Source organism: Aequorivita sp. IT1183 (genome assembly GCF_058068265.1).
The window spans coordinates 131,938-145,660 of the sequence record NZ_JBYRHS010000004.1 but is presented as its reverse complement, the minus strand read 5'-3'; the positions used below and the strand labels follow the sequence as shown (position 1 = coordinate 145,660).

Genomic DNA, 13,723 nt, shown 5'->3' with positions numbered 1-13,723 from the left:
ATCAATGAATTTAGGGTTTCCCCTTTATTCCTTATCTTTTATTTTAATTTTCATTCCGTCCACATCTTTTAATTGCGCACGAACTTCTTCTTCAGTACCAGTAAAAGTTCTGTTTTCTTTGGTTTCAACACCGTTTACCGTTTTTGTGATAGTCACATTTGCAGTAACCTGGTCGTTGTTATCGTTTTTCAACATTTCAACTACAGTTTCGGTTTTGTCTTTTAGGTTTTCACCTTCAACTATCGTACTTCCAGTTTCAATATATTGAATTTGCTTTTCGGTTAAAATCGTTTTGTTTCCTTCGGCATCAATAAAGTAAACTTCTTCAGAAGAAGTTTCTGCAGCCATAACAGCGCCATCGTGATTTCCAAGAATTGGAGCGATTACTAAACCAATTAAACAAGTAAGTTTAATTAAAATGTTCATAGAAGGACCTGAAGTATCTTTAAAAGGATCACCAACAGTATCGCCAGTTACAGCAGCTTTGTGAGCTTCGCTTCCTTTATAGGTCATTTCGCCATCGATCATTACACCAGCTTCAAAAGATTTTTTAGCGTTATCCCAAGCACCACCAGCGTTGTTTTGGAAAATAGCCCAAAGCACACCACTTACGGTAACACCAGCCATATAACCACCCAACATTTCAGCAATTGCCATATTGTTCATTCCAAAAATCATAGGAACGAAAGCAATAACTAATGGAAACCCAATAGTTAAAATACCTGGCAACATCATTTCTCTTAAAGAAGCCTTCGTTGAAATAGCTACACATTTATCGTATTCTGGTTTGCCCGTACCTTCCATAATTCCTGGAATCTCGCGGAACTGTCTTCTTACTTCATTCACCATTTGCATTGCAGCTTTACCAACGGCATTCATCGCTAATGCAGAGAATACAACCGGAATCATACCACCTACAAAAAGCATTGCTAAAACAGGCGCTTTAAAGATGTTTATACCATCAATTCCTGTAAAGGTTACATAAGCAGCAAAAAGTGCCAATGAAGTTAATGCAGCTGAAGCGATAGCAAAACCTTTACCAGTAGCAGCAGTTGTATTACCAACAGAGTCTAAAATATCAGTACGTTCACGAACGATTGGTTCTTGCTCGCTCATTTCGGCAATACCACCAGCGTTATCGCTAATAGGTCCGAAAGCGTCAATTGCAAGTTGCATAGCAGTTGTTGCCATCATTGCAGAAGCTGCAAGCGCAACACCATAAAAGCCTGCGAATGCATACGATGCCCATATAGCACCTGCGAAAAGCAATACTGAAGGGAATGTAGAAATCATCCCTGTTGCTAAACCTGCAATAATATTAGTTCCAGCACCTGTTGATGATTGTTGTACTATTTTAAGAATTGGTTTTTTACCCAAACCAGTGTAGTATTCGGTTACCGATGAAATTCCGGCACCCACAACCAAACCAACTAAAGTGGCATAAAATACTCTCATTGAAGAAATTTCTTGAAGACCTTCGCCGAAGAAACTCATATTCATTGTTTCTGGAAGCATCCATTTTACAAGAGCAAAACAAGAAACTGCCACAAGAACTATAGAAACCCAGTTTCCAATATTTAAGGCGCCCATTACCTGAGCTTCCTTTGCGTCGTTGCTTTTAATTTTCACCAACATGGTACCAATAATAGATATAACGATACCTACACCAGCTATTGCCATTGGCAATAAAATTGGGCCTATTCCGCCAAAACCATCGGCAATTGCGCCGCCCATATCTTTTATAACGTAGTTACCTAAAACCATTGCTGCTAATACTGTTGCTACATAACTACCAAATAAATCGGCACCCATACCAGCAACATCACCTACGTTATCACCTACGTTATCTGCAATAGTTGCAGGGTTACGAGGATCATCTTCTGGAATTCCAGCTTCAACTTTACCTACTAAATCTGCACCAACATCGGCAGCTTTTGTGTAAATACCACCACCTACTCTTGCGAACAATGCAATAGACTCTGCTCCAAGAGAGAATCCTGCTAATGTTTCAAGAACAATGGTCATATCTGTCGTATTTGTCCAAACACCACCCATAAAGAAGTGAAAGAAAAAGATAAAGAATGCTGTTAACCCTAATACTGCAAGACCTGCAACACCAAGACCCATTACTGTACCACCACCAAAAGATACTTTTAAAGCATCTGGCAGACTTGTTTTTGCAGCTTGTGTAGTACGAACGTTTGTTTTGGTTGCTATTTTCATACCCATATTACCTGCAAGCGCAGAAAATATAGCACCGAATATAAATGCAACTACTATTAGTATATGTGTGGTATCTACAACGTATGATACAATTGCCAAAGCAACACTCACGATTACAACAAAAACAGCAAGTAACCTGTATTCAGCATTTAAAAAAGCTAAAGCGCCTTCATAAATGTGGTCGCTTATTTCTTTCATTTTACCATCGCCTGGGTTTTGTTTTAATACCCACGAGCGTTTAAAAGCCATAAAGATTAGGCCTAATATCGCCATCACAATTGGCGCATAAATCATCATTGATTCCATAAAATTTATTAATTAAGGTTGGTTGTCAAATTTTCGATTGCTAAAATAGGGAAATGGTTTGGGATACGAAACAGTAAAATGACTATTGAAAATGACGTAGGACGGTAAGACTTAAGACATAGGACTAATACAGGAATTCCACATTAGTCTTACGTCCTATGTCCTATAGTCTTACGCCTTTTAATTAAATACTAAAATGTCCCTGAACTTCAGGTGTTTCTTTGTAGCGTTTTACACATTGGTTGTAGATTTCCACCGCTTCATTTGCGTCTCCCCATCCACCAACGTCAACTTTTTTCTTTTCCAAATCTTTGTAAACTTGGAAGAAATGCTCAATTTCTCTAACTAAGTGCGGGTTCATATCGCTTAAATCGTTTAGGCTACTCCAGATAGGATCTGAAATTGGTACACAGATTACTTTTTCATCTGGTCCTTTTTCATCTGCCATGTGGAATACGCCAATTGGCTTCACTTCCATTACACACATTGGGAAAGTAGGTTCGCCACCTAGAACCAATACGTCTAACGGATCGCCATCTAATGCTAATGTTTCTGGTATAAACCCGTAATCTGCTGGATACATCATACTGCTGAAAAGCATACGGTCAAAGCGGATTTTCTTTAATTTAAAATCGTATTCGTATTTATTACGGCTCCCTTTTGGGATTTCGATTAGTACGTCGAATGTCTTGTTCATGATCTTTTCTGTAAACTATTATTTTGAGGGTGCAAAAGTACTGCTTTCTTTGTAAATAGAAAGCACCACTTTGGTTTTTCAACTGTTAAGATTGGCGTGCTTTAAAATTTAAAAGATGAAAAGAATAATAGCCAAACCCATAATATTATCATCAAAAACAGCAGATTGATACTAGAATTAAATATTTTTATAGGAAATAAAAAAACCATCATGGAGCCAAAGCCAATAAGTGTAGAGCAAATTTATGATGCCAGTATTTCTGAAGTTTGGAATGCAATAACCAACGCCGACGAAATGACACAATGGTATTTTGAGCTAGCAGAATTTAAGCCTGAGCTTGGTTTTAAATTTCAATTTATGGGCGGCACAGAAGATAAACAATATCTGCATAAATGCGAAGTAACCCAAGTAATCCCATTGCAGAAACTCTCCCATTCTTGGCAATACGATGGGTATTCAGGTAATAGTTTTGTGACTTTTGAACTGTACCCTGAAGGTTCCAAAACACGTTTAAAACTCACACACAGCGGTATAGAATCTTTCCCAAAAGAAGAAAAAGACTTCGTTAAAAGCAATTTTCAGGAGGGTTGGGAGCATATTCTTAGCATCTCATTATTCGATTATCTCAACAAATAACAGCCTATATTTGTTAAAAAGCCAGCTGCTACTTCTGTTAATGTTTCGTTATTTTTTGAAGGATTTAGACTACAAATTTCGCTTCAAGATTAATTTTTCGCTTTAAGGCAACTCCTTGTACATCAACAAATTTACAGAAGTCGTTCTTCAAATAAATTTAAAAAAAATCCACTCGTTTTAGATTTCCCAAAAAAAGTTAAGAAGCGTTAACAGCTGCAATAAAAACAACAATCGTGCGCTAATATTGCAGTGTGGTAACGGCCTTGCCACGTGCTTACAAACCTAAATTAATAGCAACAAAATTTAAAACAAACTATGAAAACAAACGTAATTTTAAAATCGATGCTCGCTCTATTAGTAATAGTAGGATTCGCATCTTGTAGTGAAGACGATGGAGACACCAACCAAGAAACCTATAATACCAAGGTATATATTACCGATGGCCCTATAGATAACGCAGAGGTTCAAGGTGTTTTTGTAACCATTGCAGACGTAAAGCTTAACGGCGTTAGCGTTAATGGTTTCACTAAAACTACAGTTGACTTAAAAGCACTTCAAAACGGTGAAACTCAATTATTGGGTGATATCGATTTGGCTGCCAACACTTACAATCAGGTAACTTTAGTATTAGACGATGAAAGTGATGCATCTGGTAATTCCCCAGCTAATTACGTGCTAACTGCAAGCAACGAGAAAGTTGAATTAACTGCTGAAAACAACACTATTAAAGTGAACAGTAGTTTCGACATTACTGCTAGCACTTCTAACCAAGTTGTAATAGATTTCGATTTGCGTAAATCTATTGTTGCAGCTTCAGGAAGTACAGGTTACAAATTTGCTGCACAAACCCAACTTGAAAGCAGCATTCGTGTTGTAAACAAGCTAGACGTTGGTACAATTACCGGAACAGCTGCAAATAACACTGGTAACAGCGAAATTAAAACCGTTGCTTACGCATATACGCAAGGTAGCTTTAGCGCTAGTGAGCAAGATGAAAACGCTGCCGGGGTTCGTTTTTCTAATGCAGTAACAAGTAGTGTTGCTAGTGGCGGAAACAATCAATTTGGTCTTTACTTTCTAAATGAAGGCGCATACGAAGTTCACTTTGCATCTTATGAAGACACTAACAACGACGGTGTATTTGAGTTTACTGGTATGATTGAAGCAGAAGGCAACTTAGGTTTAGACCTAATGAATGTGATAGTTTCAGCTAATACTGAAGTATCTCTTCAAGTATTGTTGCTTGCCATAATTGAATTATAGTAAGCGTTAACTAACTAACATAAAAACCTCCCTTTTGGGGAGGTTTTTTTATTTTATAAAGTTCTGAATTAACTTGACTTTTTTTACACTGTTCACTAAAGTGAATACATATTTGAAGTATTTTAGCTTACATATAACTTCAAATTATGAAAACAAGATTTTCTTTTATCGCATCCCTCCTATTTATCGCTACGCTATCATTATCGTCTTGCGGCGCAGGAAAAACTTTGGCCTGCATAGATAAAACCAAAATTAGCGATGGCCCCTGCACCATGGAATACAACCCTGTTTGCGGTTGCGATGGCAAAACTTACTCCAACCCTTGCGCTGCAGATCGCGCTGGACTTACTTCTTGGGCTGAGGGAGAATGTGCTGATTAAAGGGACATAAGACGGTAGGACTTAAGACGTAGGACTATTCTGAATGGATTCTTTACTCATACGTCCTATGTATTACCGTCCTACGTCCTAGTTGTAACCTTTATTCCTTAATTTGGGGTCGTTTATTTTTCAGCAATTTGTTATGCTTTAAAAAGAGATTATTCTTCATTGGGTTTTGACAAAAAAAGGCCTGCAGAAAAAACTACAGGCCTTATTAAATTCAATATGAAACAATGCTTACTGTTTTATAATCTTTGAAGTTTCGACTTGTCCATTTTCAAATTCTGCCTTTAATATGTAAATTCCGGCAGTTAAGGACTCCATATTAATGGTGCGTGAAGCAGCGTTAAAATCTGCTACTTTCTGTCCAACTAAATTATAAAGGGCTATTTGTTTGAAATTTGTTTTTGAGGAAATATTCAAAACATCGGTAACGGGGTTTGGATAATAATTAAAATTAGCCACTATTTGTGAATCGTTAACACCAAGGCGTTCAGCGCAAAAACCGTTCACCGTAAATACTTGGTTATAACCATTATTTATGGTCCAAGAATTACCACCATCTGCCGAACTGTAGGAAAAACTTCCAATTCCTGGTTGTGAAGTTGCTTCCCAGATTATTAACTCAGAAGCGTTTGGGGTAGGGATTACTTCTATAAAATAAGTACCCGCTTCCAATTCAATTGGGTCATCAAAAGTAAATCCCGTTTTTACCGCTACTACGTCAAAAGGAGAGCCAGCCATAGGCCAATATCCTCCAAATTCCTCGAATTCGGGGCCTTTATTTAAGAATGAGTAAAGTATTTCTCCAGGCATATTATTAACAGTGCTACATATGTTGATAGTCGCATTGTGCATTCCACCTCCCAATAGAAGGGCATCGAAGTTAAACTGTGCTAGATAAAACACGGTATTTTCTGGAACAATAAAATCGTCTGCTACCGACTGCGTTAGACCATTACCAATAAAAGGCACTCCTGTTTCATGGTTGTTAGCTAGATTTTCTTGCCCACAGGCATCTCCTAAAGTTGGTAGCACCTCGCCAGAATCTTCACAAGTACCTATAACTTGAAATACTTTGTTATAATAACCCGTGCCTCCCCAATCTTCATTTTCGAATTTGATGTAGTCAAAAACGCCATAAGTTTGAGTTTCGCTGGTTATTTCCCACCAAGCTCCATTCGCATCGCCCGGAGCTGCAGCCATTCTTAGAAAATACTTTCCTTTTTCAAATGTAAGAGCCAAGGGTAGGTCTATTGTAATTTGATATACATCTAAGTCTTGAATACCTGTAATATACACTAGTTCTTGTGAAGAGGGAATGAAGTTATTATATGACTCAATTACATCTCCCGGAAGACCTTCAACTTCGGTTAAAAAGGCGGCGTTCACATATAACAAATCTGCTGGGCCTTTTAATAAATTAACTGTTACTTGATTGGTGGTAAAATCAATTCCAAAGGGAACATCAAAATCAACTGCTCCGGCATATTCAAAAGCACCACCTGTGCTTATGTTTTCTCCATTCGCTGTTGCCTCAGAAAGTGTTCCGTAGGAACAGGATTGCCCATAGGAAGAACCTAGTATGACAAATAATAATAAGGTAGTAATTAATAGTTTTTGCATTTATTGAAGTTTTAAAATTAAAAAAGTGAAAGTAGCCAAAATATAAAAGCAAAATGTTCCCTTCTCTTTCGAAATACCGTATTTTAAAAGCCTAAAACACTCTTCAAAATACTTGCAGTCAATAAGTTATGTTTCTTTATCTTTTATTTATGGGAATGGTTTTTTTCCTCTTCTCTTAAGAAAACAGAAGGCGAAATTCCTGTTACACTTTTAAATATAGTAGAGAATGTGCTATGGGAAGCGAAACCACAATCTGCAGCTAGATAGCTTATTTTGTAGTTTAAATATTCGGGATGAAGGTGAATCTTTTCGCAGATATATCCTATTCTAAGTTCGTTGATATAGGTGTTGAAGTTTTTATCGAAATGCGTTTTTATGATGGTAGAAAGATAGGTTGGATTTGTTTTCAATTGAACAGCCAAAGTTGAAATAGTAAGCTTGGGGTTTCTAAATTTCTCCGATTTTTCAAATTTTATTAGCTTATCCAAGATGTCTCTTTCTACTGAAGAGGGAATAGTATGAGCAGATTCCGTTTCTTTATCATTGAAAACAACTGTTTCTGGTAAGGAACCCACTTCACTTTCTAATCTATCAATAATGGATTTATAGATTGTCCGTTCTTTTTTCTTCTTTCTATTAAGGTAAACAATACTGCCCACACTTAAAATAACAATAATTATAATGGATATTACAAGCCATTTATTGCGTTGTCTTGATTGCGATATCGATGACATAAAACCTTTCTGTTCTACATCAAAGGCAGTGCTAATGGCTTTCATATCCTCGCCTCTTTGTTCTTTCAGCAAGGCCAAATGTTTTTCGTTGTAAAGCGCATAATTGGAATCATCTCCTATGGCTCTGTAATTTTTGGAAAGATTGAGGTAAAGCTCTGATTTCAGGCTGGGAATATCGAAATTGGAGTCGTTTATTATAGCTTGCAGCGTATCAATGGCGCGCATATTGTTTCCTCTAAAAGTATAAACTTCAGAGAGCGTGGAATATATGTAATACTTTAAATTTGGGCTCTGGGGGTCTTTTACTTCCAAGGCGCGCATTAAATAAATTTCCGCAGAATCAGATTCTTTTAAATAGTAATATGAATTTCCAATATTATAAAGTGACCGCCTATAATGATAGATACTGCTTTCATCCAAATTTTTTATTTGGTTGAATTCTTCCAAGGATTTCCTATAATTTTTATTTGCCTCTCCAAAATCAGCATCGTTGAAATCCAGATTTCCCAATTCAATAAAGCTGAGTGCCTTTAGCCTATGTTTGTTAACGCCCTCGGGCATTTTATCAATCTGTGTGATGGCTTGATTTAAATAGAGATGTGCTTTTTCGTTTAAATTTAAATAGGAATATTGATTTGCGATAGAACCGTAAGCTTGGGCTAGCAGCACAGGATCACCCACTTTTTCTGCTACTTCCTTTGCCTTAAATAAATAGGCTATAGATTTATCTATATTGTTTGTGCGGAAATAGGATTCTGATAGCTTTTGGAATATTTTATATCGCTGTTGGTTTGAAGAAGTTTTGTCTAAGATATAATTTCCCAACTCCACAATGCGGGTGGTATCTTTCCTATCTAATGAATTAAGCACCACTTCCAAACTGTCTAATTTTTCTTGCGGCACCACTTGAGAAACAGCAAGTTCAATAGACAATAACGCTGTTGCTAGAAGAATATATTTTTTATAACAGGACATCGATGAGATTTAGGCCGAAAGCGTTTTTTTGCAAAGGTAATAATACTCGGGCTAGCTTAGATTAAAACCTTTAGCAATAGCTGTGCTGGGGGTTGGGATTACTTTTTAGGGTGTTTGGAATTGTCGGGAGAACTAAATTTCCTTTAAAACACGAGTAATATTGAGTTCACTGAAAAGTATTTTTTGAGAATCCTCGGCACTATAGATTATTAAAGATGTGAACAAAAAATTGAAGGAGTTAAGGATTACAATGATATCTTTTATAACTTGTGCGGTCGAACTAAGGGTATATGTTAAAAGAAACAATAAATATAGAAAACATTGGCGGTCAACTATTTAAAATAAAATTAGTTGAACAAGATGATTATAAAAAAGCCTCTTTTACCCACTACCTTCACAACCATAAAAATGGTATTTCGAAATTCTATAAAGAGGATGCTCTAACATATGTTAAAGAAATTTTAGAAAAAGAATATCCTTTTAAAACGGTAACTAATAAAGTAGCCGAAGAAGCACTTCAATATCTAATTTTTGATTATAAAAGTTTAGTTCCCTTTCCAGCACCCGAAAATCCAACTTTTAAATTTATAGACCTCTTCGCAGGAATTGGTGGTTTTCGTTTAGCACTACAAAATCTTGGAGGCAAATGTGTTTTTACCAGTGAATGGGATAAATATTCCAAACAAACATATAAAGCTAACTTTGGAGAAATCCCTTTTGGAGATATTACAAATGCCAAAACCAAGAGTTTTGTTCCCGATAATTTTGATGTGCTTTGCGCAGGATTCCCATGTCAGGCTTTTTCAATTGCTGGGAGGCGTGGTGGATTTGAAGATACTAGAGGAACCTTATTTTTTGATGTCGCTGAAATAATAAAGAAAAAGCAACCGAAAGCAATCTTTTTAGAAAATGTAAAAGGTTTGCGCAATCACGATAAAGGAAAAACTCTTGCCACAATTTTAAACGTTTTAAGAGAAGATTTAAATTATTTTGTTCCTGAGCCTCAAGTTTTGAATGCCAAAGAGTTCGGTGTGCCTCAAAATCGAGAAAGGATTTTTATTGTAGGATTTAGAAAAGATTTAGGAATCGAAGAATTTCAATATCCTGAACCAACTGATAAGACTGCTATTTTGGAGGATATATTAGAAGAACAAGAGGTTTCGGTTAAATATTATCTTTCCACAACTTATTTACAAACTTTAAAAAACCATCGAGCACGCCACGAAAGCAAAGGAAATGGATTTGGTTATGAAATAATTCCGAATGATGGGACTGCCAATGCAGTAGTTTGCGGCGGAATGGGTAGAGAGCGAAATCTATTACTTGATGACAGATTGACTAATTTTAAACCCATTACAAAAATTTCTGGAAAAGTAAACCGAGAAGGGGTCCGAAAGATGACACCTCGCGAATGGGCACGATTACAAGGGTTTCCAGACGAATTTAATATCGTAGTTTCAGATGCACAGGCTTATAAGCAGTTTGGTAATTCTGTGGCGGTTCCGGCAATTCAAGCCACAGCCGAAAAAATTGTTGAAAAAATTCTTCAGAAATGATTACAGGAAACAAAGGAGAATGGAGTGAAATATACACACTCCTTAAGGTTTTGTCCGACAAACAACTATTTGCTGGTGATAGTAATTTGAATAAAATTGAAGGACTCATCTTTCCCATTATTAAGATACTTCGAGATGAATCCAATGGAACTTACGAATATGGCTACGAAGACAATTTAATAGTGATAAAAGGAGGCACAGAAGAATTTAAAATACCTATCCAACAATTTCAAGAACAATCTGTCTTATTGCTTTCAAAACTAAAGAAATCTAGCTCAGCTACTTTTTCTATTCCAGAAGTTGAAGCGTTTATTACTTCTTTTAAGTGTATTTCATTAAAAGCAAAGTCTTCTGTTAAAAGTGACATTAGAATTGTGATTCATGACCAAAGGACTGGCACAAACCCAGAATTAGGATTCAGTATTAAATCACAACTTGGTGGTGCTTCAACACTTTTAAATGCAGGTAAAACAACAAACTTTATTTATGCCATTGAGAACCTAGATATTACTGACAATCAATTATTAGAAGTAAATTCGATCGATAGTAGAAGCAAAATAAAGGATAGAATTCAACAGATTCAGCAATTAGGTGGAGTTTTAAAATTTACTAAAACAGAAAGTTCGGTTTTCGGCAATAATTTAACGCTAATAGACTCCTCGCTATCAAAAATATTAGCTGAAATTATTTATCTCTTCTTTACTTCTGATAACTCTAAAATGAGAGATTTGGTAAATGAAATTTCACAAAACAATCCCATAGCTTATAATTTGGACACAAACCATCCATTTTATTTTTATAAGATTAAACGATTTCTCACAGACGTTGCCTTAGGTATGATGCCTTCAAAAGTTTGGACAGGGCAACTTGACGCCACTGGTGGCTATTTAATAGTTAAAGAAGATGGCGAAGTATTGTGCTATCATATTTATAATCGTAATGAATTTGAGGATTATTTGTTAAATAATACTAAACTTGAAACCGCAAGCAGTACAAGACACGATTTTGGAACAGTTTATAAAGAAGATAATCAGCAATTTTTTAAGCTGAATTTGCAAATCAGATTTTTGAAGTAATATGGAGAAACAATTACAGTTTAGAATAAGTTCGGGATTAAAAAACATAATTGGGAGAGACTTAATTACTGATGATTTCATTGCAATTTTTGAGCTTGTTAAAAACTCCTATGATGCTCATGCATCAAAAGTATTAATTGAGTTTGAAAACCTAAATACTACAAATGCCATTATTAGAATAACAGATAATGGTAAGGGAATGAATTATGATGATTTAATTAATAAGTGGTTGTTTGTAGCTTATTCAGCAAAAAAAGATGGCACTGAAGATATTGATTACAGGAATAAAATTCAAAACAAAACTTTTTATGCTGGAGCTAAAGGTATTGGACGTTTTTCTTGTGACAAATTAGGTTCAAGACTTCTTTTAATAACTACGAGAGATGAGGAAAATTCAAAAACCGAACAAATTCGAGTTGATTGGGAAAACTTTGAACTAGATACAAAAGATCAGTTTATTGACATAGGCGTTTCTCATTCTACCTTATCCAATAATCCGTCAATTTATAATTCAGGAACATTATTAGAAATATCGGGTATCCGAAATGATTCCGAATGGAATTATGAAAAATTAATTCGGCTAAAGAATTCATTATCTAAATTGATAAACCCTTTTGAACGTAATGAAGAAAGAGTATTTGAAATAGAGATAAAAGCAGATGATTTTCATAATTCTGATGAAAAGCACGAATCTTTAATTAGAAAAGTGAATGGGCTAGTCACAAATAATCTTTTAAATATCCTTAATGAAAAAACAATAAAGATACGTTCAGAAATTTCAGGAAATGGCAAGAAAATCAAAACTGAGATAACAGATAATGGAGTGTGGTTATTTAGTGTAATTTCAAATAATATGAAATTCCCACTTTTAAGTAACGTATTTGTAGAACTGTTTTATTTAAATAGAAGTGCTAAAATCAAATTTACTCGAACAATGGGGATAAGAAACATAGATTATGGTTCTGTATTCTTGTATAAAAATGGAATAAGAGTTTATCCTTATGGGGAACCTGGATCTGATCCTTTTGAGCTTGATAAAAGACAACAAAGTCGTATAGGTGATAGAGTTGGAACACAACAATTAATTGGTAGAATAGAAATTAGCGGCAATAATGAAGACTTCAAAGAAACTACGAGCCGTGATGGAGGTTTAATAAAAAATCAAGCATATAATGAGTTAATGGAGTATTTCATAGATGTAATTGAAAGACTTGAGTCTTTTTGGCTCAGTATTTACAAATATGGAATCGATACTAAGGGATATATTGAAAATGATGATTTAGAATTGAAAATAATAAAATCAATTCTAAAAATTAAGAGTAATGAAAATGATTTAAAAATTGAATACAATCAAAACTTAATAAATTTAATTACAGATACACAAAATGAAAATGAGAATACACTAACCTTAATTAAATCAATACAAAAAATTGCAGAACAGTCTCAAAACCCAGCTTTATTTACAAAAATATCCAAAATAAAGAAAGCTTTAGAGGACGCTTTAACAATAGCAGATATTGCCGAGGAAGAAATTAAAGAAAAAGATAAAGAACTTCAGGAACAAGAAAAACAAAATTTATTTCTAAAATCCCTTAAGAGTCAGGATTTTACAGAGTTGGTTAGTTTGATGCATCACATAGGAATTTCGTCAGGAATAATTAGTAATCATCTCCAAATATTAACTTACAAAATTGAAAATAACTTGCCAATGAATAATGAATATTTGAAAAGAAGTATTTCAATTTTAAATCTAGAGAACCAGAAAATTCTTTCTATCTCAAGATTTGCAACTAAAGCTAATTTTAAACTTAACGCAGAAAATCAAAGGCTTGATTTAATTGAATTTATTGTTCAATATATTAACAATGTAGCCCTTGCATATCTTACTGGCATTTCAATTGATTTTATTGTTCAAAAAGATGCTGCTTTTCCGACCACTTTTAAACCATTGGAGCTAACTATGATTCTTGATAATTTAATTAACAATTCAAAAAAAGCTAGAGCAACAAAAATTAAAATTGAGATAGAGAAACAAAATCAGAAACTTTTTGTCTATTTCAAAGATAATGGAGTAGGGATACCCAAGTCTAATAAAAATAAAATTTTCAATTTTGGGTTTACGACCACAGGAGGTTCAGGATTAGGTTTAACTCACATAAAAGAAACTTTAGAAAGAATTGGAGCAAAAATTGACTTATTGGACAGTGAAGATGATTTCACTGTATTTTTACTAACGTTCAAATAAAAAACA

General features: G+C 34.9%; 10 protein-coding genes. 6 read left to right on the top strand and 4 right to left on the bottom strand.

The window, feature by feature from the left end; all coding sequences use genetic code 11:
- Positions 1 to 24 precede the first annotated feature (24 nt).
- Together AC3RVF_RS09035 and AC3RVF_RS09030 are read right to left on the bottom strand one after the other, a co-directional pair.
- Positions 25 to 2,529 carry a sodium-translocating pyrophosphatase gene (locus AC3RVF_RS09035; RefSeq protein WP_489691319.1) on the bottom strand — a complete coding sequence of 835 codons (2,505 nt, stop codon included), beginning with the start codon at positions 2,527 to 2,529 and terminating at the stop codon, positions 25 to 27.
- A gap of 184 nt (positions 2,530 to 2,713) precedes the next feature.
- On the bottom strand, positions 2,714 to 3,226 hold the full coding sequence (locus AC3RVF_RS09030; RefSeq protein WP_489691318.1) for an inorganic diphosphatase: 513 nt from the start codon (positions 3,224 to 3,226) through the stop codon (positions 2,714 to 2,716).
- Between the two features lie 165 nt (positions 3,227 to 3,391).
- Between AC3RVF_RS09030 and AC3RVF_RS09025 the strand changes: the two genes are divergently transcribed.
- The 3 genes from AC3RVF_RS09025 (at position 3,392) to AC3RVF_RS09015 (ending at position 5,505) form a co-directional block, all read left to right on the top strand.
- Positions 3,392 to 3,862 carry an SRPBCC family protein gene (locus AC3RVF_RS09025; protein WP_489693232.1) on the top strand — a complete coding sequence of 157 codons (471 nt, stop codon included), beginning with the start codon at positions 3,392 to 3,394 and terminating at the stop codon, positions 3,860 to 3,862.
- A 315-nt stretch (positions 3,863 to 4,177) separates the two neighbouring features.
- Complete coding sequence (locus AC3RVF_RS09020) at positions 4,178 to 5,125, top strand: DUF4382 domain-containing protein (RefSeq protein ID WP_489693231.1); 948 nt, start codon at positions 4,178 to 4,180, stop codon at positions 5,123 to 5,125.
- A gap of 146 nt (positions 5,126 to 5,271) precedes the next feature.
- Positions 5,272 to 5,505, top strand: coding sequence for a Kazal-type serine protease inhibitor domain-containing protein (locus AC3RVF_RS09015; protein WP_489693230.1), 234 nt, complete (start codon positions 5,272 to 5,274; stop codon positions 5,503 to 5,505).
- Between the two features lie 237 nt (positions 5,506 to 5,742).
- On the opposite strand, the gene AC3RVF_RS09010 is transcribed toward AC3RVF_RS09015, so the two are convergent.
- Together AC3RVF_RS09010 and AC3RVF_RS09005 are read right to left on the bottom strand one after the other, a co-directional pair.
- Entirely contained in the window at positions 5,743 to 7,131 is a 1,389-nt protein-coding gene (locus tag AC3RVF_RS09010) for a T9SS type A sorting domain-containing protein (protein WP_489693229.1), read from the bottom strand.
- Positions 7,132 to 7,274: 143 nt separating this feature from the next.
- The gene (locus AC3RVF_RS09005) at positions 7,275 to 8,840 is read right to left on the bottom strand and encodes a helix-turn-helix domain-containing protein (protein WP_489693228.1); all 1,566 of its coding nucleotides are present in this window, start codon (positions 8,838 to 8,840) and stop codon (positions 7,275 to 7,277) included.
- A 290-nt stretch (positions 8,841 to 9,130) separates the two neighbouring features.
- Between AC3RVF_RS09005 and AC3RVF_RS09000 the strand changes: the two genes are divergently transcribed.
- The 3 genes from AC3RVF_RS09000 to AC3RVF_RS08990 are packed head-to-tail and all read left to right on the top strand — an operon-like array spanning position 9,131 to position 13,717.
- Positions 9,131 to 10,396: a DNA cytosine methyltransferase gene (locus AC3RVF_RS09000; protein WP_489693227.1), complete on the top strand. Its 1,266-nt coding sequence runs from the start codon at positions 9,131 to 9,133 to the stop codon at positions 10,394 to 10,396.
- Positions 10,393 to 11,472, top strand: coding sequence for an HpaII family restriction endonuclease (locus tag AC3RVF_RS08995; RefSeq protein WP_489693226.1), 1,080 nt, complete (start codon positions 10,393 to 10,395; stop codon positions 11,470 to 11,472). Before AC3RVF_RS09000 ends, AC3RVF_RS08995 begins: the two co-directional genes overlap by 4 nt.
- A 1-nt stretch (position 11,473) precedes the next feature.
- Positions 11,474 to 13,717 carry a sensor histidine kinase gene (locus tag AC3RVF_RS08990; RefSeq protein WP_489693225.1) on the top strand — a complete coding sequence of 748 codons (2,244 nt, stop codon included), beginning with the start codon at positions 11,474 to 11,476 and terminating at the stop codon, positions 13,715 to 13,717.
- Positions 13,718 to 13,723 lie beyond the last annotated feature (6 nt).